General features: G+C 64.2%; 22 protein-coding genes and 2 pseudogenes. 13 read left to right on the plus strand and 11 right to left on the minus strand.

Going from position 1 to position 21,160, the window contains the following annotated elements; all coding sequences use genetic code 11:
- Positions 1-7: 7 nt before the first annotated feature.
- The 3 genes from QM841_RS26845 to QM841_RS26855 are packed head-to-tail and all read right to left on the minus strand — an operon-like array spanning position 8 to position 2,054.
- Positions 8-703, minus strand: a complete 696-nt coding sequence (locus QM841_RS26845) for a GntR family transcriptional regulator (protein ID WP_283334414.1) — start codon at positions 701-703, stop codon at positions 8-10.
- A gap of 27 nt (positions 704-730) precedes the next feature.
- Positions 731-1,663 (minus strand): NAD(P)-dependent oxidoreductase, encoded by a 933-nt coding sequence (locus QM841_RS26850; protein ID WP_283334415.1) that lies wholly within the window; start codon positions 1,661-1,663, stop codon positions 731-733.
- Positions 1,656-2,054: a carboxymuconolactone decarboxylase family protein gene (locus tag QM841_RS26855; protein WP_283334416.1), complete on the minus strand. Its 399-nt coding sequence runs from the start codon at positions 2,052-2,054 to the stop codon at positions 1,656-1,658. Before QM841_RS26855 ends, QM841_RS26850 begins: the two co-directional genes overlap by 8 nt.
- Positions 2,055-2,429: 375 nt before the next feature.
- On the opposite strand from QM841_RS26855, the gene QM841_RS26860 reads away from it, so the two are divergent.
- From QM841_RS26860 to QM841_RS26915, 12 genes and pseudogenes are all read left to right on the plus strand, one after another.
- Positions 2,430-3,626: an FAD-dependent oxidoreductase gene (locus QM841_RS26860; RefSeq protein ID WP_283334417.1), complete on the plus strand. Its 1,197-nt coding sequence runs from the start codon at positions 2,430-2,432 to the stop codon at positions 3,624-3,626.
- Positions 3,623-4,468 carry an SDR family NAD(P)-dependent oxidoreductase gene (locus QM841_RS26865; protein WP_283334418.1) on the plus strand — a complete coding sequence of 282 codons (846 nt, stop codon included), beginning with the start codon at positions 3,623-3,625 and terminating at the stop codon, positions 4,466-4,468. The genes QM841_RS26860 and QM841_RS26865 overlap by 4 nt, the downstream gene beginning before the upstream one ends.
- A gap of 49 nt (positions 4,469-4,517) precedes the next feature.
- Complete coding sequence (locus QM841_RS26870; RefSeq protein ID WP_283334419.1) at positions 4,518-5,714, plus strand: cytochrome P450; 1,197 nt, start codon at positions 4,518-4,520, stop codon at positions 5,712-5,714.
- 4 nt (positions 5,715-5,718) lie between these two features.
- Positions 5,719-6,741, plus strand: coding sequence for an alpha/beta fold hydrolase (locus QM841_RS26875; protein WP_283334420.1), 1,023 nt, complete (start codon positions 5,719-5,721; stop codon positions 6,739-6,741).
- Complete coding sequence (locus tag QM841_RS26880; protein WP_283334421.1) at positions 6,738-7,523, plus strand: N-acyl homoserine lactonase family protein; 786 nt, start codon at positions 6,738-6,740, stop codon at positions 7,521-7,523. Before QM841_RS26875 ends, QM841_RS26880 begins: the two co-directional genes overlap by 4 nt.
- Positions 7,524-7,527: 4 nt before the next feature.
- Positions 7,528-7,911 (plus strand): FmdB family zinc ribbon protein, encoded by a 384-nt coding sequence (locus tag QM841_RS26885; RefSeq protein ID WP_283334422.1) that lies wholly within the window; start codon positions 7,528-7,530, stop codon positions 7,909-7,911.
- On the plus strand, positions 7,908-8,561 hold the full coding sequence (locus QM841_RS26890; RefSeq protein WP_283334423.1) for an alpha/beta hydrolase: 654 nt from the start codon (positions 7,908-7,910) through the stop codon (positions 8,559-8,561). Before QM841_RS26885 ends, QM841_RS26890 begins: the two co-directional genes overlap by 4 nt.
- 3 nt (positions 8,562-8,564) lie before the next feature.
- Positions 8,565-9,518 (plus strand): VOC family protein, encoded by a 954-nt coding sequence (locus QM841_RS26895; RefSeq protein ID WP_283334424.1) that lies wholly within the window; start codon positions 8,565-8,567, stop codon positions 9,516-9,518.
- A 3-nt stretch (positions 9,519-9,521) separates the two neighbouring features.
- A complete protein-coding gene (locus tag QM841_RS26900; protein WP_283334425.1) occupies positions 9,522-10,082 on the plus strand; it encodes an HtaA domain-containing protein in 561 nt (186 codons plus the stop codon).
- A gap of 135 nt (positions 10,083-10,217) precedes the next feature.
- Positions 10,218-11,195 carry a PDR/VanB family oxidoreductase gene (locus QM841_RS26905; RefSeq protein WP_283334426.1) on the plus strand — a complete coding sequence of 326 codons (978 nt, stop codon included), beginning with the start codon at positions 10,218-10,220 and terminating at the stop codon, positions 11,193-11,195.
- An 87-nt stretch (positions 11,196-11,282) separates the two neighbouring features.
- On the plus strand, positions 11,283-12,266 hold the full coding sequence (locus QM841_RS26910) for an MDR family NADP-dependent oxidoreductase (RefSeq protein ID WP_283334427.1): 984 nt from the start codon (positions 11,283-11,285) through the stop codon (positions 12,264-12,266).
- Positions 12,267-12,278: 12 nt separating this feature from the next.
- Positions 12,279-13,107, plus strand: a pseudogene (locus QM841_RS26915) (RNB domain-containing ribonuclease); the annotation flags it as partial.
- 99 nt (positions 13,108-13,206) lie between these two features.
- On the opposite strand, the gene QM841_RS26920 reads toward QM841_RS26915, so the two are convergent.
- From QM841_RS26920 to QM841_RS26935, 4 genes are all read right to left on the minus strand, one after another.
- Positions 13,207-13,587: a VapC50 family PIN domain-containing toxin gene (locus QM841_RS26920; RefSeq protein WP_283334428.1), complete on the minus strand. Its 381-nt coding sequence runs from the start codon at positions 13,585-13,587 to the stop codon at positions 13,207-13,209.
- A complete protein-coding gene (locus tag QM841_RS26925; RefSeq protein ID WP_283334429.1) occupies positions 13,584-13,757 on the minus strand; it encodes a hypothetical protein in 174 nt (57 codons plus the stop codon). Before QM841_RS26925 ends, QM841_RS26920 begins: the two co-directional genes overlap by 4 nt.
- A gap of 1 nt (position 13,758) precedes the next feature.
- Complete coding sequence (locus QM841_RS26930) at positions 13,759-14,367, minus strand: helix-turn-helix domain-containing protein (RefSeq protein WP_283334430.1); 609 nt, start codon at positions 14,365-14,367, stop codon at positions 13,759-13,761.
- A 156-nt stretch (positions 14,368-14,523) separates the two neighbouring features.
- Positions 14,524-14,883: an ArsR/SmtB family transcription factor gene (locus QM841_RS26935; protein ID WP_283334431.1), complete on the minus strand. Its 360-nt coding sequence runs from the start codon at positions 14,881-14,883 to the stop codon at positions 14,524-14,526.
- 163 nt (positions 14,884-15,046) lie between these two features.
- On the opposite strand from QM841_RS26935, the gene QM841_RS26940 reads away from it, so the two are divergent.
- Positions 15,047-15,847, plus strand: a complete 801-nt coding sequence (locus tag QM841_RS26940) for an NADPH-dependent F420 reductase (RefSeq protein WP_283334432.1) — start codon at positions 15,047-15,049, stop codon at positions 15,845-15,847.
- Positions 15,848-16,348: 501 nt separating this feature from the next.
- On the opposite strand, the gene QM841_RS26945 is transcribed toward QM841_RS26940, so the two are convergent.
- From QM841_RS26945 to QM841_RS26960, 4 genes and pseudogenes are all read right to left on the minus strand, one after another.
- A complete protein-coding gene (locus QM841_RS26945; RefSeq protein WP_283334433.1) occupies positions 16,349-18,019 on the minus strand; it encodes a CocE/NonD family hydrolase in 1,671 nt (556 codons plus the stop codon).
- Between the two features lie 205 nt (positions 18,020-18,224).
- Positions 18,225-18,536, minus strand: coding sequence for a YciI family protein (locus tag QM841_RS26950; protein ID WP_283334434.1), 312 nt, complete (start codon positions 18,534-18,536; stop codon positions 18,225-18,227).
- A gap of 69 nt (positions 18,537-18,605) precedes the next feature.
- Complete coding sequence (locus QM841_RS26955; RefSeq protein WP_283334435.1) at positions 18,606-19,517, minus strand: NAD(P)-dependent oxidoreductase; 912 nt, start codon at positions 19,515-19,517, stop codon at positions 18,606-18,608.
- 617 nt (positions 19,518-20,134) lie between these two features.
- Positions 20,135-20,976 (minus strand): annotated as a pseudogene (locus QM841_RS26960) (HpcH/HpaI aldolase/citrate lyase family protein).
- Between the last annotated feature and the right edge of the window lie 184 nt (positions 20,977-21,160).

Raw genomic sequence — 21,160 nt, forward strand, 5'->3', positions numbered from 1 at the left:
GGTGGGTTCACTGGTCGGATTCGAGGGCGGCGAGGGCTGTGGTGGCGGCGGTACGCACGTGGGACGCGCACAGTGCGGCGGCGAGGGAGGCATCGCGTTCCTTGATCGCCCGGACGACGCCGCGCAACTCGGCGACCGCCTGCTCGGAGCGGCCGGATGTGGACAGGGAGGTCGCCCGCAGGATGCGGACTCGTGCCTGGATGCCCTCGATGAGCTGCTTGAGAGAGCTGCTGGCAGCACCCTCGACGAGAACGGTGTAGAACTCGTCCTTGGCCGCGAGGATATTCCGGATCTCACCACCGGCGGCGGCCACCTCGGCGAAGTGCTCCACCGCCGCGTCGAGCCGCATGACTTGGGACTGCGTGGCTCGCTCGACGAACCGCGTCACGATGATTGATTCGAGTGCGGCACGAACCTCGTAGAGGTCGGCGGCTTCACTGATCGTGGGCGCGCTCACCATGGCCCCACGCTGGGGCACCACGGTGACCAGACCCTCGGATGTCAATTCACGCAGCGCCTCTCGGACGGTGGTGCGTGAGACACCGAGTTGCTCGATGAGTTCACGCTCGATCAACCGTTGCCCTGGACGGAGCCGGAAATCGAGGATTGCTTCGCGCAGCGCCGCGATGACCTGCTCCCGAAGAGGGGCGGCCGCCTTCCCCACCGGGCTCGTCACCCAGACACTGGCCGTCTTCGTTGCCATCGGATTAGTCTACTTTTTGTATGTTGATCATACAATCTCTGGGTTTGCTGAATCTGTGACCCACCGGGCGATCTCGGTGTGGTCCGCGGTGGGCTCGAGCGATTCCGACGCCTGACCCCAGAGAGCGACGGCGTTCTCGCCCAGGACGCTGGGCAGGCCGAGCTGCCGCGCCAAATCGGTGGCGATGCGCATGTCCTTGAGCATCAGATTCAACGCGAAGCCGGAATCGTAGGTCTTCGGCAAGATGAAGTTCGGCCACTTGTTCTCCGTCGATCCACTGCGCCCGCTCGATCCGTTGATGACGGTGAGCATCACTTCCGGATCGAGACCGAACCGCTCCCCCGCGAGTATCGCCTCGCTGGTCACCAGCAGATGCGTGGCCGAGAGCAAGTTGTTGAGCGCCTTCAGTGCGTGCCCGGCGCCGATATCGCCGACCCGGGTGGGCCGGCCCAGAAGCTCGAGGATCGGCAGAGCGGCGGAGACAGCGGATGGCGGGCCGCCGACCATGATGGTCAGGGTGCCGTTGACGGCACCTCGCACTCCGCCGGAAACCGGGGCGTCGATCAGGTCCACGCCTCGTTCGTCGGCGATGCGCCGGGCGAGCGCCCGGGTGCGCATCGGTTCGGACGAGCTCATGTCGACCACCACCGCTCCCGGCCGTAGCACCGCGGCGAGTCCGTCGTCGAGGACCGACTCCACCACTGCAGAACTGGGCAGCATCAGGATTGTCACGTCGGCGTCCGATGCGGCCGCGGCCGCCGAGGTCGCCGCCAGGCCGCCCTGCTCCGTGAAGCGCTGCACCGCGTTCTCGGACAGATCGAAGCCGATCACCCGATGGCCCGCATCGAGCAGGCGGCGCGCCATGGGGGCGCCCATGTTTCCGAGCCCGACGAAAGCGACCGTGGCGGTCGACGATAGGTCGTGGGTCGGCAGATCAACCCCGGCAGCAATGTCAGACATCGGCGCGCAGCTCCTTCAGGGTCGCCTCGGCGATGCGGAAGGATTCGAGTGCGGCGGGAACACCCACGTACACCGCTGCCTGGAGGAGAACTTCCTGAATCTGTTCGTCGGTGCAGCCGTTGGTCACTGCCCCACGCACGTGGACTGCGAGTTCGTGAGAGCGGTTGAGAGCGGTGAGCATTGCCAGGTTGAGCAGGCTGCGGGTCTGGAGAGGCAGGCCGTCGCGGGTCCAGACGGTGCCCCAGCAGTATTCGGTGACGAGTTCCTGAATGGGACGGGAGAACTCGGTGACGTTGCTCAAAGAGCGCTCGACATGGGCGGCTCCGAGGACTGCCTTGCGCATGGCAATGCCGTCCTCGTAGGTCTCCTTGTGCGTCCGACTGGTGGTCATCGATTACTCGCTCTCTGTCAGGATTGTATGACGAAAAATTTGGCGTGATCATGGAATCAGCTTGCCAACCGGCGATCAAGCACGAAGCAAGCCGGAAACGCGGCCCAAATGGTCCGACTAAGGCTGTCGTCGTAGCGGGGTTGGCTGGCATACGCCAACGTGACACCACCTTTCGCTGCCACCCATCCAGTGTCCCTGCAAAACTAGATCCGTGTCAAGTATTGCGGTGACTCACGTCACTCGGTACGGTAGCTTCATCACGACGGATTGTCGTACATATTTTTTTCGCGTTCACGGGCTCATCACTTTGTGTTGCGTCGCCTCGGCTACGAACAAAACACCAGGCAGCCCACTGCTGAAGAAACGGAAGAAGACATGACTGAACAGACGGTGCTCATCGCAGGCGCCGGCCCGGTCGGGATTCTCAATGCCCTGGGACTCGCGCGGGCGGGAATCTCCGTCACCGTGCTCGAGCGAGGCAGCGAGGTCGTGCAGTCACCGCGCGCAATGGTCTATCACTGGTCCGTGCTCGACGGACTCGAGCGACTCGGGCTGTTCGACGCGGCCGCCGCCCGGGGGTTCCTCAAACAGGGATACACCTACCGTGTCCATGCCACCGGCGAGCAGGTGTCCTTCGGACTCGACGCGCTCGAGGGCAAGGTTGCCCACCCCTACAACCTGCATCTCGGGCAGAACGCTCTCGTCGAACTCGCACTCGAAGAGCTTTCGGCGTTTCCGCACGCGAAGGTGTTGTGGAACAACGAGATTCATTCAGTTGACCAAGACGACAATGTTGTGCGGGTGGAGACGACGTCGCACGGCGAGCCCGTGGTCCTGACCGCACAGTGGCTGATCGGCGCCGACGGGGCACGCAGCACGGTCCGCGAGTCGGTGGGGATCGCATTCGACGGGCACACGTGGCCCGAACGGTTCGTGGCCACCAACATCCGCATCGATCTCGAAGCTCACGGCTGGCCCCTGACCACCATGCTGATCGACGATCGGTACGGAGCGATCATCTCCAAGATCGACACCACCAACCTCTGGCGGTTCACCTACTGTGAAGACGAGGCCTTGCCGGTCGAGACAGTGCTCGACCGCATGCCCGAGTACTTCGAGGCAGTCTTTCCCGGCATCGACGACATCGAGCTGGTCGCCTTCTCCCCCTATCGGATGCACCAGCGCGCCGCCGCGACATTCCGAGCCGGCAGGGTGCTGCTCGCGGGGGACGCCGCCCACGCAACAAACCCGACCGGTGGCCTGGGGCTGACATCGGGGTTGTTCGACACGTACGTCCTCTACGAGGCCTTGGCCGCGGTGATCAACGGTCGAGTGTCCGACGCGGTGCTCGACGAGTACGCCCGTCGGCGCCGGGAGGTGTTCGTCGACAAGGTCAGTCCCGCGGCGTCGGCGAACAAGAAGCTCGTGTACCACTCCTCGAACGGTGCGGCGCTCGACGAGGCGATGGCCGGACTGCGGCAACTGTCGTCCGCCCCGGACGCCTTGTTCGAGCGGTTGATGTTCCCCAAGTCCCTAGAGACTCCGTCACTGGTTGCAGAGGTGCACGCATGAAGGTTCTGAATCAGCGGGTGGCGGTCGTGACGGGCGCGGCGAGCGGGATCGGACTCGCCTTGGCGCGCCGCCTGGCCGCCGAGGGAATGCACATCGTGCTTGCCGATGTGGAACCAGATGCCCTCGAACAGGCCACGGCCCTGGTACGGGCCGACGGCGCGGAAGCCATCGGAGTGCGCACAGATGTTCGCGACCTCGGTGCCGTGCAGGAGTTGGCCGCGCGCACTATCGAAGAGTTCGGTGCGGTGCATCTGGTGTGCAACAACGCCGGCGTCGAAACCGGTGGATCCTTCCTGGAAATTCCCGACGGTGCGTGGCAATGGGTGATGGACGTCAACTTCTACGGTGTTCTCCACGGCTGCCGGGTGTTCCTTCCGCTCCTGGCCGAACATCCCCAGGCGCATATCGTCAACACCGCCTCGGTCGCCGCATTCACCAGCGGCACCGCGACGATGACCCCGTACTGTGTCTCCAAATCGGCCATTCTGAGCCTGTCGGAGTCCTTGGCCGTCGAACTGCACACCTCGGGCAGCCCTGTCGGGATCTCGCTGCTCGCACCCGGTCCGGTGAAGACCCGGATGCCCGATGCCGAGCGGAACCTGCCCGATGGCCTCGAACCCGCCCGGGAACCACATCGAGTCGCGCTCATGGAGGAACTGCGGACCAAGGCCCAGCACGCGGGACTCGAGCCGGCCGAAGTCGCCGACGTGACTGTGCAAGCGATCCGGGACAACCAGTTCTTCGTGCTGCCGCATCGCGAGATGGCGCTTGCCGGTGTGCGTCGGCGTCTGCAGTGGATGGAGACCGGCGAGCTGCCGGCACCCCGCAAGGCTGGTACCTGAGCCCGAGACCCGGCCCGCGTCCCCACCGACATCTGAGAACCGAGGACCCATGACTACTGCCGTAACCCATGCTCCGAGTTCGGATTACGACCCGTTCGATTCCGAAGTATTGCAGGATGTCCATGTGCATGACGGTCTCCTGCGTGAGGTCGCGCCTATCGTGCACATCGACAAGTACGACTTCTACGCGGTGACCCGGCACGCGGAAATTCAAAAGGCGTTGCGTGACTGGCGCACATTCTCCTCGACGGATCGACCGTTCTATCAGCCGAACCCCTTCCGGCCCAATGCACCACTGATGCAGGACCCTCCCGATCACACGCAGACCAAGTCGGTGATGATGCGGATCTTCTCCAAGGAGAACATGGCGAAGATGCAGGCGTACTTCGCCGAAACGGCCGCACAGCTGGTGGATGACCTTCTCACCGGTGGTGCGGTGGACCTCGACGCGTACCGTGACGTCGCCGCCCGGTACGTGCTGCAGGTCTTTCCCGACGTGCTCGGACTACCCACAGAGGGACGCGAGCTGCTGCTCAAGTTCGGTGATGCGGTGTTCAACGCGTTCGGCCCACAGAACAAGCACCATCACGCAAAGATGCGCAGCGGGGCACCGGCACTCGCGTGGGTTGAAGAAAACTTGAAGCGGGAACTGCAGAGCGACGGCGGAATCGGCTGGCAGCTCTACACTGCCGCGGACGAGGGTGTGATCAGCGAGACCGAGGCCGAACAGCTCCTCAAAGCCGTTTTCGGTGCCGGCTTCGACACCACGATCTTCGGCATCTCCGGCGCGTTGCGGGCGTTCGCCGACAATCCGGATCAGTGGCAGTTGCTGCGCGCCCGGCCTGATCTGGTCGAGTCCGCGTTCGAGGAGGCCCTGCGCCTGTACCCGCCGTCCCGATTCGGTGGCCGGGTCGCGCTCCGGGACACCGAACTCGGCGGAATCACCATCCCCGCCGGCACCAAGCTGCTGCTGATGTGGCTCGGCGCCGGAAGAGATCCCCGCAAGTGGACCGACCCGGACCAGTTCCGGATCGACCGCCACGACGCCGGAAGCCACCTGTCCTTCGGATTCGGCATCCACACCTGCGCCGGGCAGGCCGTCGCACGGTTGGAAGCAAAGAGCCTGCTCAGTGCGTTGGTCGACCGTGTCGAGCGGATCGAACTCACCGGTGAGCCCCGCCGGGCGATCAACTTCCAGGCGTTCGGGCACGAATCGATTCCGATCCGCCTCGTTCCGGCAGGTTGAGCCGATGACCGTCACCACACAACCGGCGCACTCCGCCCCGCATCGCAGCGCACCTGCGGCATGGTTGCGGCGCGGTGAGCTCTGGGTGCATACCGGCGCCGGCGCCCCACGGTGCGCCTCGTACGTCCGCTGGGAAGCGCCCGGAACCGACACCGGTGAGCTTCCGGTCGTACTCGTGCACGGCGGAGGTGGACAATCGCTCGACTGGACCACCACACCAAATGGTGATCCCGGATGGGCCCCGTTGCTCGTCGAGGCCGGCCACCCTGTGTATCTGCCGGATCGCCCTGCACATGGCCGCTCCCCCTACCGTCCCGATATTCACGGTGACCTGATGGCGGCGGCAACAGCCGCCGACGTACAACGACTGTTCGCCCCCGGACCGCACGACAGCCGTCACCGGGCGCACACCGAGTGGCCGTGGACGCGGGAATCGGGGTCTCCCCAGTTCGACGCTCTCGCATCCGCCGCGCAGCCCCTTCCCCGCAGCCTGGCAACTGGGCACCGGCTCGACGGCGACATGCTCGTCGCGCTACTCGAACGCATCGGACCATCCGTGGTGATCACCCATTCCGCCGGCGCACCCGCCGGCTGGATCGCCACGCAGCGCCGGCCGGACCTCGTCGCAGCCCTGGTGGCCGTCGAACCCCTCGGTCCCCCCTTCCGCGACCTCGGTGACCGGGGCCGACTCGCGCATGGATTGACCGCGGTCCCGCTCGACGACAGACCCCGCACCCACTCGGTCGATCCGACGCGCCCGCAACGACTGCTCGGACTCGCCTCGACACCGATCGCCGTGGTCACCGCCGATGCCTCGGGCCGTCACGACGATGATCTCGCCACGGTGATGTTCCTGCAGTCTGCCGGCGCCCGCGTCGAGCACCTCGTACTCGCCGACCTCGGGTTGCCTGGCCACGGGCACGGCCTCATCTTCGAACGCGGCCACGATCACACACTGGCGATCGTCCGAGACTGGTTGTCCACCAGCGTCACTCGTAGCAACCCTCCTGCCGAAGGACTGTCATGACCGTATCCACCGCACTGCGCATGTGGGCGCTCGACGCACCGACAATGGATCTCGATGCCGGAGATCTGGTCGTCGGTGCCGAAGGCACGATCACCTTCCCGCTCCCGGCGTTCCTGATCGAACATCAGCGTGGACTGATCCTCTTCGACACCAGTTTCGCGCCGTTGCTCAACGACGACCCGCGCGCCTACTTCGGTGACCTGGCCGAGACCCTCAATATCGTCACCAGCCCGGAACAACGCATCGACCGTCAACTCGGAAAACTGGGCTTCCGTACGGAGGACGTCACCCACGTCGTTTTGTCGCACACCCACTCCGACCACGCCGGCGGCCTGTACCTGTTCCCGCAAGCGAAATTCTTCGTCGGCCCTGGAGAGTTCGACTGGGCGGCCAACCCGAGCGCCATGCAAGCGCATCTCATGAGGCCCGACGACCTGGCGCCGACCCGCGAGTTCGACTGGACGACGATCCAAACGGCACAGCACGATCTGCTCGGCGATAGGTCCATCCAGATCCTGCACACGCCCGGCCACACCCCGGGAGAACTGTCCTGTGTGGTGAACCTGCCCTCGCAGTCGATCGTTCTGACCGGTGACACGGTCCACCTGCGGGAAGCTCTCGACCGGGAGGCTCCCGACCCTCATGATTGGGACCCGGTGGCCGGGCGTGAGAGCATCCGCGCCCTCAAACGACTGCGCGACGACGAAGGTGCCCGCATCTGGATCGCGCACGACCCCCAGGACTGGTCCGCCTTCGGTGGGCCACTCGTCGCCCAGGAGTAACCCTATGATCCTCGTCGATTACCGCTGCGGCGCCTGCGCCGTCACCACCGAAACACTCACCCGCGCTCCGGTCCCGCCACGCCAACTGTGCCCTCGCTGCGGGGGCGACGCGCACCGCCGCTACGGCGCGGCCGCACTCACCGGACGCGCCACCGCACCGGCCGCCGGCAGCACCGCATGCGTCGACAACCCCGATGTCCCCGGACTCTGCCACGTCGGCCCGGCCGCCAAACGAACCCTCATCGCCCGTCATCGCGGCGACACTGACACGCTCGCGCGCGAGCAACAGCGGCAGCGCGCCGAATACGAACGGTCCGGACCCCCGGCTTCGGGCCGGGTCCGCGGCCACAGCCACTCCGCACCCACACGACGCGGAGTGGCCCCATGACACCGAACCCTCATCTGCGCAATGAACCGATGCAGCACGGAGCCCACGATCTGGGGCAGGCACCGCTGGTGGTGTATGCCGTGCACGGCCGAGGCCAACAGCCAGAGTTCATGGCGGAGGTCGCGCACCGGATCGCCAGGCCGGAAACGGCGTACCTGCTGCCCAGCGCGGACAACAGCAGCTGGTATCCCGAAAGCTTCCTCAAGCCGCTCGCGCACAACGAACCGCTCCTCGGCCACGCCCTCGCCGCCGTCGACACCCACCTGGCCCGAATCTCCGAGCAGGGAGTGCCGGCAGAACGCACCGTGCTCATGGGCTTCTCGCAAGGGGCGTGCCTGCTCGCGGAATACCTGCTCCGCACTGGTCGCCGCTTCGCCGGTGCGGCCCTGCTCACCGGCGGCTACCTCGGCCCCGAGGAAAAGTCCTGGTCCGCGGACGGGAAGTCCTTCGACGGCATGCCGGTACTGCTGGCGACGTCGGCGCGCGACGAATGGGTGCCACTGACGAGGGTGCACGCCACCACCGAATCGTTCGTCGAACTCGGCGCCTCGGTACGCCTGCATGTCGACGACGACCCCGAACACCGCATCAACGACGACTTCATCGGTCACATCCAGAAACTGTTCGACACCATCACCACAAGGAGATAACCCATGGCCTACGTAGAAGGCTCGCACCATGTCACCCTGTCCGTCGGCAAGGCCCAGGACGACGTCGATTTCCACGTCAAGACCCTTGGCATGCGTTTCATCAAGCGGACCGTCCTCTTCGACGGCAGCAAGCCGATCTACCACCTGTACTACTCGAACGCCACCGGCGATCCGTCCTCGGTAGTCACCACCTTCCCCTGGGCGCAGGCCGGGCTCTATGGAAAGCGTGGAACCAACCAGGCCCGCGAAGTACTGCTGTCGGTACCTGCCGGCTCGCTCGACTACTGGCACGGCCGGCTCACCGAGCACAAAGTCGAGGTCGACAACCTCGATGTCTTCGACCGGCGCCGACTCGCCTTCCGTCACCCCAGCGGCATCGAGTACCAGTTCGTCGAGAACGACAACGACGAGCGCGAGGGATACGCCGGCAACGGTGTGCCGCAGCAGTATGCAATCCACGGCATCCACGGCGTCGGCATCCACGTCACCACCCCGGAGCGTATGGTCGACTTCGCCGCCGACACCTTCTTCTCCCAGGGCAAGATCGACGAAGAAGGTGACCGCGCTGCCTTCCAGGTCGGTAACGCCAAGTACGGCAACTACATCGAACTCACGGCGAACATCAGTGAGGACCAGGGCACCTGGCACTACGGCTCAGGCACCTACCACCACTTCGCATGGAACCTCGACACGTTGGAAAATCAGGACGAGGTCAAGTTCGGGGTGGAAGGCGCCGGTTACACCGATATCTCCGAGCTGAAGGACCGCAAGTACTTCAAGAGCGTGTACGTGCGGACGCCCGGCGGTGCCCTGTTCGAGCTCGCTGTCACTCATGAGGACGGCGGCTGGACCTGCGACGAATCGCCGCAGGAACTCGGCAGCAAGTTCATGCTGCCCAGCCAGTTCGAGAACCGTCGCGGGGAGATCTTTGAACAGCTCGAGCACATCGAGGTGTAGATCGTGACTCGAACACTGGCGTCGGCCGCTGCCTCCATTCGGACAGCGGCCGGCCCCGGCCACCCCCCGGCCGGGCTCACTTGGGGTGTCAAACAGAGTTTCCTCCGCTACCTTGCTGGCTTGCCCGACGGTGGGCACGCCGCTTCCGGCGGTGCCTACCTCAGCGAGAACAGTTTCTTCACCTTCCCCCCACACCCCGATAGCGAGCAGACAATTGCGGGTGAACTCCGGTTCCGTGGGGCAGTCCACCTCAGCGGTCACGCGGGCCTACTGCAGGTCCTCATTGCCGACCCACGCTTGGTCCTGCGTGAGACCGGAGCACTCCTCACGATCGCGAACCGCATCGATGCGCCGGACGGTTCCGAGCGAATCCCTCTCGCCGATCTCGAGATCAACGACTCCTATAGCACCCGCCAAGGCCTGGTACTGCCTTTGATCAGTGCCTCACTCACCACAGCAGGATGCGACCTCTTCGGTGGCCACTACCCGCCCGGTGAATCCCTCGACCCCATCTTCGTGTTCGCCCCTCAGCCCGATTCGTACCGAACCGGGCCCCGGCGCTGACCAGATCGCTGTCCCTCGGAGCCGAGCCTTTCCCGACCGTCGAACAAATCTGTCGTCCTAATCGAGAGCCGTAACAGCGGGATTCGGCCGACGCGACCGCATAGCAACTCAGAGGACCCTCCTATGCACTTAATAATGACCGCTTCCGACCCCGACGCTCATGACGCCGAACGCCGCCTGGAACTGACCGTGGCCGGAAAGGAGGTGGTGGCGGAAGGTGTAGTCCGCCTGACCCTCACCTCACCGGAAGGCTCTTCCCTGCCTGCGTGGACCCCAGGCGCTCATCTCGACCTTGTCCTCGGTGACGGACTCGTCCGCCAATACTCGTTGTGCGGTGACCCCGCCGACCGCACCCGCTACCGAGTGGGAGTGCTCCGCGAACCAGACAGTCGAGGTGGATCCCGTTACGTTCACGACACCCTCACCGTCGGCGATGCCGTGGTTGTGCACGGCCCTCGCAACCATTTCACGCTCACCGACGCGAAGGAGTACCTGTTCGTAGCAGGTGGCATCGGCGTCACCCCATTGATACCGATGCTGTCCGCGGCGGCTGCCCGCAAAGTCCCGTTCCGCCTGGTCTACGGCGGTCGGACCCGGTCCTCGATGGCGTTCGTCGACGAGCTGCGGCAACTCTATTCGGACCGAGTCGAGGTGATCCCCCAGGACGAATTCGGGCATCTCGATCTCGCCACCGTAATCGGTGAACACCGCGACGGCGTCGCGGTGTTCACCTGCGGACCGGGACCGCTGCTCGATGCGATCGACAAACACTGCAGTGCATGGCCTCCCGGAACACTGAACATGGAGCGATTCCGCGCCGAGGAGCTGCCGGCCGGCACAGTGGATACGGAGTTCACCGTCGAGTTGGCACAGACCGGTGTGACAGTGACCGTGCCCGCCGACCGATCAATCCTCGACGTCGTCGAAGACGCCGGTGTGACCGTTCTGTCCTCATGCCGCGAAGGCACCTGCGGTACCTGCGAGACCCCGATCCTCGAGGGCGAGGCCGACCATCGGGACTCGTTGCTCACCCAGGAGGAAAAGGACGCCAACGAGACGATGTTCATCTGCGTCTCACGGTCCTGCTCGAAGCGGATCGTCCTCGATCTGTAACGCCCCCGCCGAGAATCTGCGCGCGCTGGAGCTAACACCACACGACGAATTGCCGGAGGACTTGCCCTGAAGAATCAAAGTTGGATCGTGGACCGGGCTTCGACCGGCACATACGATCCCAGCTGTTTCCGCCTGATCGAAGGCCCGATCCCCGCCGCTCCAGACGGCAAGATCGTGGTCCAAACGCTGTTGATGTCACTCGACCCGACAAACCTGAACTGGCTCAAACTCGATCCTCAATTGCAGGCGATACCGTTCGGCGTCGGTGATCCGATGATCGGTGTCTCAATCGGTGTCGTCACCGAATCCTGCGCGCCCACCCACGCCGTCGGTGACGTCGTGACGGGAATGTGGGGTTGGCGACGATTTGACGTCGTCGATCCCCTGTTCGTGCGTCCCGCGAAACCTGCAACGGAAATGTCGTTCGAGCAGCAACTGGCGATCTTCTCGCACGTGGGGCGCGCGGCAGCCGGTGGCATGACTCTCATCGGTGAAGTGAAACCGACCGATGCGGTGTTGGTGGCCGGGGCTGCCGGGGCCACTGGCTCGCTGGCCGCCCAAATCGCGAAGGCGCAGGGCTGCCGAGTGGTAGGCATTGCCGGTGGACCGGACAAATGCAAGTTCCTGCTGGAAGAGTTGAAACTCGATGGTGCAATCGACTACAAGGAAGAAAATCTTCACGAGGCTGTGCACCGGCACTTCCCTCAGGGTGTCGACCTATTCTTCGACAACGTGGGCGGGGAAGGAGTTGATGCGGTCCTGGCAAATATGGCAATCGGATGCCGGATCATCGTGTGTGGCGCAATGTCTCAGTACAATATTAGCGAAACATCCAATCTCTATGGAGTCAGAAATCTACCGTTGCTCATCTTCCGCAGAGCCCGTCTACAAGGTTTTGTTGCGGATTTCGGTCCACGCAACCAAGTCGTCGACAAACTACTCGACGACCTCACAGAGCGCGGACAGTTGGTTGCGCGCACTCATGTCGTCGACGGCTTCGAGAATATTCCCGACGCGTTAGCTCTCCTACTCAACGGGAAGAACCATGGAAAACTGTTGGCACAGGTTTAATTTGACCTAATCGGGTGGGCAGTGGAGGTTCATATCGCGGGCGTCGCCGATGTCGTCGGCCTGGGGTCGGTCGCCGACGAGCAGGCGTTCCTGCGGGCCGAGACGCGTTACCTGCGCAACCGCACCATTCCAATGCTCGGCGAGACGGCGGAACAGGCTGCGACCCTGACCGCCGAATCTGTGCGGACCAGTCTGCGGGTTACCGGCACGATCACCACCGATGGTCGGTTGGTCCACACCGTCGTCGGCCGCGGGGAGATTCCGTCGGGTCGGTGCGTGACGGTCGATCACGCCGAGGTGCCCGGCATTCTCACCGACTCGGCACATCGGCTGCACCCCAGTTGGTCGCGGCGGATGCTGCCGCGCAGACCCTACTGACCGCCCGCCGAGACGGCGGCGCCCTCGCGTTCTACGACCTCACTCTCCGGCCGACAGGCTCGCCGCGTTCACACCCGAGGTTGGGCGGCCAGCGAGGACGGGGCCATCGTGGCGATCGCCGCCGAACTGCGGACCGTCGCCTACGTCATCGTGCAGGAGCTGATGATCGCGACCAACGAGGCAGCGGCGTTGTGGTGTGTGGAGCGAGGGTTGCCGATCCTGTTCCGCAACCTACCGGCCCAACCCGGTCGCCGGCAGCACCGACGAACTGATGCATGAGATCGCCGCCGCGGCCGGGGACCCGGACCTGTTCGCGAAACTACGGGGCCGTCTGCTGTCGACGCTGCGGGCCGCGACCTGCGATCCGACGGTACACGGCCACTACGGATTACGGCTCAGCGTCTACGGCCATGTCACCTCACCGTTGCGGCGGGTGGCCGATCTGATCAACCAGCGGATCATCCACCGAGTGACAATTGCACTCGCCACAGAGGCACTGAATCGGTGACCTCGCGGGCAGTTCGAACCGGCGCGCGACGGCCACACCAGTCGGTCGTTTCGCTCAGCGGCGGAGCGCAGCCGCGGAAATAGGTAGCCCCGCCGCCGCAAGGCGATCACACACATCAGCCGGGGTCCCGGGTGGATTACGCCAGGCTGTGGCCGTCGCGCTGACCGCCTGGTGGACCCGTACCCCGTCGAGGTGGAACAGATCCATCACGAACTCGTCCGGATGCTTTGCCTCGATGCCAAACTGCGCCAGCTCCGCGTCGGGGAAGTCCCGCAGATTCACGGTGACGATGACCTGGGCGCCGGCGCGGATCGCCGCGGCCAGCACATGCCGGTCGTCCTCATCCGGCAGCGTGAGTGCGGGGATGAGTGTCTCGTAGCCGGTGACCAGGCAGTCCGGTACCGCCCTATTCATCAGCTCCCGCAGCTTCGTCAACGTCCCAGTCGGGATGTCCGGGCGATTTTCAGCCAAGTTCTCGAATGTCTCGCCAGGATGCGATCCGTCCACCGGGCATGCACCAGGCCGGTCTGCGCGAGCCGGATCAGCACGTCTCGTAAAACATTCGGGTACAGGACATTCGCGTCATAGAGCACGGTGAAGGTCACGTCAGTACAGTCCGAGGTCTTCCGTCAGGGCCGCCAGCTCGTCCGCGGCGGCACGCGAGGCCCCCAGCTGCGTCCGCTGGTAGGCGAGCAAAGACGATGCGAGGATCCGGCGATGCCGGCCGACCATTCGGTACTCGATATACCCCCCGTCGAGGAGCTTGATCACATGCGGGCGCGAGACATTGAGCATCTGCGCAGCCTGCTGGGTCGTCAGCTCCTCGTGCGCCGGGACGACGGTGACCCCCTGCCCGGCGGCCATATTCGCCAACACCTCACGCATCAGCTCGAGCGCCGCGCGAGGAAGATGCACCGACTCCGCGGTGCCGGCCACGGTCACATCGAGGGTCTCCCCCGCCGGATCGACGTCACGAAGCAACTGCAGGGCCTGCCGGGCCTGCTCCTGCTCGACAACGGTCGGCTGATCATGCGCTGCGGACATCACGCCACCCCCTAAACGAAATTTACGCAACAAACGAAACAACCGCAACGGCGCTCGATTGAAGCGGCTCGATATCGCCACCTGTCTGCCACTCGACTGATACCAAACGTCCTGTTTGCCAAGTTTCTCGCCGGAATGAAAGACAACCCTGGGGATGGCAGCGCTGGTCATCTCCGCACTCCTCAGCGGCTGCGGTAGCGGCACAGGATCGACCGAAAGGAGCGACCCGAGCGGATGCGATTCAGCAGGTCGTCGGCGGGCACAGCCGCGTCCCTGAGTTGATTGCATCCTTGAGGGCACGCCAGTGCAGTCGAGGCCAGCGATCTGTCACTCCGCTGACCCGGCACTCCCCCCGGAGTCGCGCAAGGATGCCTCGTACTCGCGCAGGACGAGATCCATCAAGCCAGGGAAGCGGCGGTCGAGTTCCTCGCGGCGGAGCCAGTTGCGGTGCCGGGTTCCATCGACTTCCTGCTTGATGAGCCCGGACTCCCGAAGCACCCTCCAGTGCCTGGTCAGCGCAGATTTGGACACACCGAAGTTCGAGGTGCTGCAAGCCGTCCCGGGATCGCTCGCGATGTAGTGCACGATCGCGCGACGGACAGGGTCGACTAACGCGAACATGACGTCGAAGAGGTCGATCTGCCCCTCGTCCGGGATCGCGAGCGGGTTGGCCAAACGACTAGCCACAGTCTCCTCCTCAGTTTCCGTTCATCCGGGCGCCATGTACACATAAACGCGTACATGTGCTTACAAGTGATGTACGCACTGCCGTGTACATCACGCCCGGCCGAAGGCCCCACGGCCATTCCCACTCCCCACCCGGGAGGACGCCGCGCGAACCCATCGAGCGATGTCACGTCAACACACCGTCGCCGGCACACGGCGCGCGAGAACTTATGAACAAAGGAGACAACCCATGATGATCACCGTCATCGGAGCCGGAGCCATCGGCGGCAACCTCGCTCGCCGCCTCAGCGACGCAGGACCCAACGTCCTCATCGCCGATGCCCGCGGGCCAGAGGCCGTCGCCTCGATCGTGCTCGACGCAGGCGTGCGTACTGTCGAGATGGACGCGGCGGCGCAGGGTCGCGACGTCATCATGCTGTCGATTCCGTTCTCGGTTCAGCCCGACCTAGCCGACCTCGTCGCCACCGCGTCGGCCGAGACGATCATCGTCGACACATCGAACTACTACCCGTTCATGATGGGACCGGTCGAGGACGTCGACAACGGACAGGTCGAGAGCCTCTGGAGCCAGGAGAACCTCGGTCGCCCCGTCGTGAAGGCATGGAACGCGGCCCTCGCCGGAACCCAGCAGACCAAGGGACTCCCGGCAGGCTCCCCCGGCCGCATCGCGATCCCGGTCGCAGCGGACTCCGCCGAGGCTCGTGCAACCGTCATGAAGCTCGTCGACGACACCGGCTTTGACCCCTTCGACGCCGGCGTGATCGCCGATTCGTGGCGTCAGCAGCCCGGCACCCCGGCGTACTGCACCGAACTCGGCCTCGAAGACCTCGGTAAGGCTCTCGCCGCAGCCGATAAGGACAAGGCGCCCATCACCCGTGACCGCCTCATGGAGTACTTCGGTTCTCTCGAGACCGCGCCTACACTCGACGAAACCGTTGCGATCAACCGATCAGCACACGAGTAGCACGTGCCGTCGCAGGCCACACACCTCAGCGGGTCAACCCGCTGCCGGCGCATCCGCGCGAATCAAGCCAACTGACGCCGTGTCGGCGGAAGAAGGAGACAAGATGCGCACCACGAAAACGGTGCGTGTCAAGAAGGAGAATGCCATGGGACGTCTGGACAATTCGCCCGAAACTCTTTGGCCAGCAGGTGCTGCAGCAAGCCGTCCTGGACCGCCATGTGTGGTGCTGACGTCGGGCGGGAACGGGTATGTTGGCGTCGAGAACAAACTCGAGCCAGATGATCATGTCGGCCAGGGTCTCCGCCTGCAGGGTGATGCCGTGTTGTGGCTCGGTGGCGGTCAGAATCCACCCTCCCCGAATTGCCACGGAGAGAGGTGGGCACAACCACGACTCACCGCCTACGATGCCCGGCGTCGGTAGTGCCTGGCTCCTTTCCCGTTCCGGTGTGTGCTGCGGTGCACGAGTACGACCTGCAGTGACACGGTCGATACAGTGTTACGTCACCGACGAGGGATGACGGGCAGAAGCAAGCGCGAGGGGCGAGTTGCGTCGTGATGAACAGTCTGGTGCGCAGTGCGAAGTGTCGTCGTGTCCCCGGAATTGAGGTTCCGGTCCCAACGGGGGAAGCTGCTCGAGGTCACGTGCACGCGGAGTCGGTGACCGGCCTTGATGACGATGCTGGTGGACCACAGGTCGATCTCGTACGTATCAATCCGACCAGCTTCCGTCGCGGCGCGGGTGATGCCGTCCACGATATTGTAGGAACGTCCGAGCTCGTCGACATCGCACAGTCGGACAACCCAGTCAGTACTCGGTCCGTCGGTGGCGGCGCAGATCTGCGCTCGTACCTGGCCGGTGATCTCGAGGTCCGCGTCGAATACTGCAGACGAGAAGACCATGACATCGGTTCGATTCTCCACATTCCTCTGCTCTTTGGGCCCTGGGGGAAACTCGTTCGCCATGAAGAGCGCCCCGCCGCACGTCGGGACCGGATCGGCCGGGTCGTAGGTGAATTCGGAGTGCGCATCCTCCTCCTCGGGAGCGTCGAACGACAGCACTCCTTCCGCACGGAGATACAGCGGCGTCTCGACTGCTCGCTCCAGCGGCCAGTCCGGCTCGTCACGCCACTCGTTGATGCCCATCACGAAGATGCGAACAGGGGCACTGTCGGTTTGCTGCAGCGAGTCGAGACCGAGATAGCGGTCGAACCAATCTAATTGAAGATCGGACAGACTCGCCACACCCGGCGTCGGTGGCACAATCGAGCTCATCCCGAAGTTGACCTCACCGACCTGGCCGACTTCGAGAGCCGGGATGTGCATGTGGGCCCACGGCCCCATCACGAGTTGCGTAGCGATTCCTCGCTCTCGCATTGCAACGTAGTTGTTCAGCGTTCCCTGTGTGAAGAGGTCGTACCACCCTCCGATGTTCAAGCTGGGCACAGTCACCTGATCGAAGTGACCTTCGTTGCGGCTCTCGTCGATCGTGGCGGGATCGTCCAGTGCGCGAGACACTCCGAGGTCAGGCAGCCCAGACCTGGTGATCGCGGGGAGCTTGGCGGCCGGCAACTCCCAGTACGTTTTCGTAACAAGGTTGTCCACATCCGCCGCGGTCACCGACATCGCCGATGCAATGTCCTCAGGCTTGCTCACTTTCGGAATCTGCCCTAGTGCCTGGCCGAGTCCCCACATCGTGTTCATACCCAGTTCGATTGCACCACCGCGGAACAGGAGACCGTCCTCCGGATCGCTCCACGTCACCTGCGGGGCCATGGCGGCCAACGACGGAGCCCCGGCAACGGCAGCAGCCCATTGCGTCTGTCCGCCGTAGCTTTTCCCGAACATTCCGACTTTCCCGTTGCTACCAGCGATAACGCTGGCCCACTGCACAGTATCGTAGCCGTCGTTGCGCTCGTGTGCCCAAGGGAGCCATTCGCCCTCCGAGGCGTATCTGGCGCGAGTGTCCTGCAATACGACGATGAAGCCGCGTTTCACCGATGCGATGACGTCGATTTGCAGGTAGTTCGTCATCGGGTTCGTCTTGTCGTACGGAGTACGATGTAACAACACAGGATGAACATCGGAATCTGCCGGGCGGTAGACGTCCGCCCGGAGGATCGTTCCGTCGCGCATCGGCACTTCAACATTTAACTCGATCTTGATCTCATCCATCGTCATCTCCATTTCGATGAGGTTTACGTCGCGTCGATACAACGGCTAGAACGCCCGGGTTTGCACCAGGGGACCGACCCGAGGTGACGAAAGTGATCCTCGTCGGCAGTTTGGATTTCCAATATCTTTCGGCCATCAACATTCTGAGATTTACGGCAGCCATCTTGCCCCAACGTTCGGCTATGACCGGTCCAACGGTCGCCTTTCAGGGCAGTGTTGCGGGGCGATGGTCAAGACGCTCCTCGCCAATCGATAAGGTCCAACGCTGTATCGACAGTTCCTTGACGATGCCGTGCGCGTGGAACGGGTCGTTGTCTGCGAGTTCCTCCACCCGTGCGACGGATTCGACGTCGAGAATGAGTAGTCCGCTGGGCGGGCCTGGCTCACCCAGTGGGCCAGCCAGGACGAGCTCGCCCGCGTCGGCGAGTTGGCGAAGATATGCACGGTGCTCTGGGCGGTGCTCCGAGACGAGGGTGGAGTCGTCGATGTAGTGGTAGGTGAGAGCGAAAAGTGGCATGTTCGATGCTCCTTTGGCACTAGGGGTCGCGGTGCCCGTCCTCCCCGAGGAGAGGACGGGCACCGTGAATCACGCGGAGACTGTGGCTTTCTCGACGTTGGCACCGAGGGTGACTGCGAGTCCGGTGCAGTCGCGCTCGCCGGCGCCCGCGGCCGACGCGTCAGCGAACAGCTTCTGCGCAGCAGCAGCAGTGTCGAGTCGTACGTCGAACTCTGCCGCAGTGGCGGTGGCCAAGCGCAGGTCCTTGTGGATCAGATCGATCATGAATCCGGGCTCGTATCCGTGGGAGGCTGGTGAGGTTTCGACCACATCGGGCAGCGGGAACCAGTTACGGAAGACCCAGCTGTCGCCCGAGGATCGGGTGACGATGTTGAAGTACACCTGCGGGTCGAGACCGAGGCGCTGGGCGAGTACCGAGACCTCACAGGCGGTGGCCATTCCGACCGCCATCAGCGCGTTGTTGACGACTTTCATCGCCTGCCCGTCGCCACTCGGCCCGACGTGCACGATGTAGGAGCCGACCGACTTGAGCAGAGGCTCCGCGACCGCGACGTGGTCGATGTCGCCGCCGAGCATCAGGGTCAGACTGGCGTCCTCGGCACCCTGCACACCGCCGGAGACAGGGGCGTCGACGAAGCCGACTCCGTGTTCCTTCGCCGTTTGTGCAAGCGAGCGCGCGGTATCGATCCCGATCGTCGAACAGTCGACTACGACGGTGCCCCTGGGCATGTGGACGAAAGCGCCGTCCGGACCGGTGACCACCTGCTCGACAACCTTGGCGGACTGCAACATCGTGAACACCGCGTCGACATCGCGGACAGCATCTGCGATGGACTCGGCGATCTCGACACCGTTGGACCGCGCGGCCTCGCGTGCAGTCTCGGAGACGTCGTAGCCGCGGACGGTGTGTCCGGCCTCGACCATGTTGCGTGACATCGGGACACCCATGTGGCCGAGGCCGATCCAGGCAATCTTGCTCATCAAGTACTCCTTCGAAAGCCCGGTGCGCTAGCGCATTCGGTCTCTTCGTTGTTACGGACGATACTCAGTCTGGGTGCGAATGAAGGCGAGGTCAACGACCATATTCGCGTCGCCCTGTTGCAGAACTGCACGACCTCCCGCCCCCGGCGGGACGGGTCCGCGGATGTGCATGCAACCGTCGCACGTCAGTGGCGTGGACCCGCGGCTTCCGGAGGAGGAACTAGCGAACTGGTTCGTGATTCGTTTGTTGCGCAAGGGATTCTGGAGTATCTCGTCCGAAGGCCCATCGTGGCAAGCAGAATGGCATCGTCGGGGATGCCGCCACAGGCGTGGCGAGAACCTCCCGGCAGGTAATCTGCGTTCTCAGTCTTGCCTCAGTGGAACGGCGGTTGCGTTCGACGGACATAGTGGCACCATGTGCGTGGCAGCGCACCATTAGTCGTTTGTCGTCGGGTCGCCGTGTGCGAGGCACTGGGATGGTTACTTCGCTTGTCCGTCGAGGACGAGGGTCATATGCCCAGCAGGTGCTGTGCTGTGCTGTGCTGTGCCGTTCTGAGGGGCCGCCTGTGTACCCTCGGGGTCCCTCTCACCGACCCGGGGTGCCCCTGTAGCACTGGTTACACGCCGAGTCCGAGGGCCGCCGCGAGTTCGGTGATCTTCTGCGCGTGTGCCAGCCGGGGACGGTCGCTGCCGTCACGAATGGTGCGGCCGCGGGTCTCAAACTCGGTGAGAAAGTTGCCCGCCCAGACGATTTCCGACGCCGTGGGGCTGAGCAGTTCGTTGATGACCGCGGGCTGGGCGGTGTCGAGGCAGAGCTTTCCGGTCATTCCCATCGAGGCCGCCGCTGTGGTGCGTTCCCGCAGGACCGCGCGATCGTCCTCCACTGTCGGCCCATCGATCGGGCCGGGAAGATGACCTATCCTGCTGGCGACGACAAGGCGGGACCGGGGATAGGCCATGGCGAGATCGTCCGGCCCCGCACCGGCGTCGCGGCGATAGTCTCCGCTGCCGAACGCGAGACCGAACGTGCCGCGCGCTTGGGCGATCGCCGGTGATGCTTCGATGCCGACTGCTGACTCCACCAGACCCAGCACCGGAGTCCTGCCACCGAGACGGTCGAACGTTTCGGAGACCTGTTCTGCGGTTTGGTCTTGGCGAGCATCACACCGTGCAATCCGGGTAGGTTGGCGAGGTGGTCGACGTCGTCAGCCCAGAACGATGTGGTCCGGTCGTTGATTCGCACCCATGCCGACCGTGTCTCGAGCCACGCGGCGACATCTAGTCGGGCGCCGGCTTTGTCCCGCGCATCGACGGCATCTTCAAGGTCGAGGACGACCTGATCGGCAGCGGACGTCAGTGCCGTTTCGAAGGACTCCGTCCTCATCCCGTTGAGCAGCACCCATGACCGGGCGGCGAGCGCATCGACAGGGCGGGTGGCGGTCACTGCATGATCAGGCATTACGGCTCCTTGTAGATGACACACGCTGTAGAAAGGGAATGGGGTTCGTGCAGGCTGAAGAAGCGGCGGTACGGTCGTGCGGTCTGGGCGGACGGGGCGCGGTGCGCTCCAGAAACGGTGTGGTGATGTCAGGCCTGCACGTCGACGTGTGGCGGCCGGCGGCGTATGCAACCCCCGTCGGGCT

Origin of the sequence: Rhodococcus sp. IEGM 1307, from assembly GCF_030056915.1 — a bacterium.
Taxonomy (GTDB): Bacteria; Actinomycetota; Actinomycetes; order Mycobacteriales; family Mycobacteriaceae; genus Rhodococcus_F; species Rhodococcus_F opacus_D.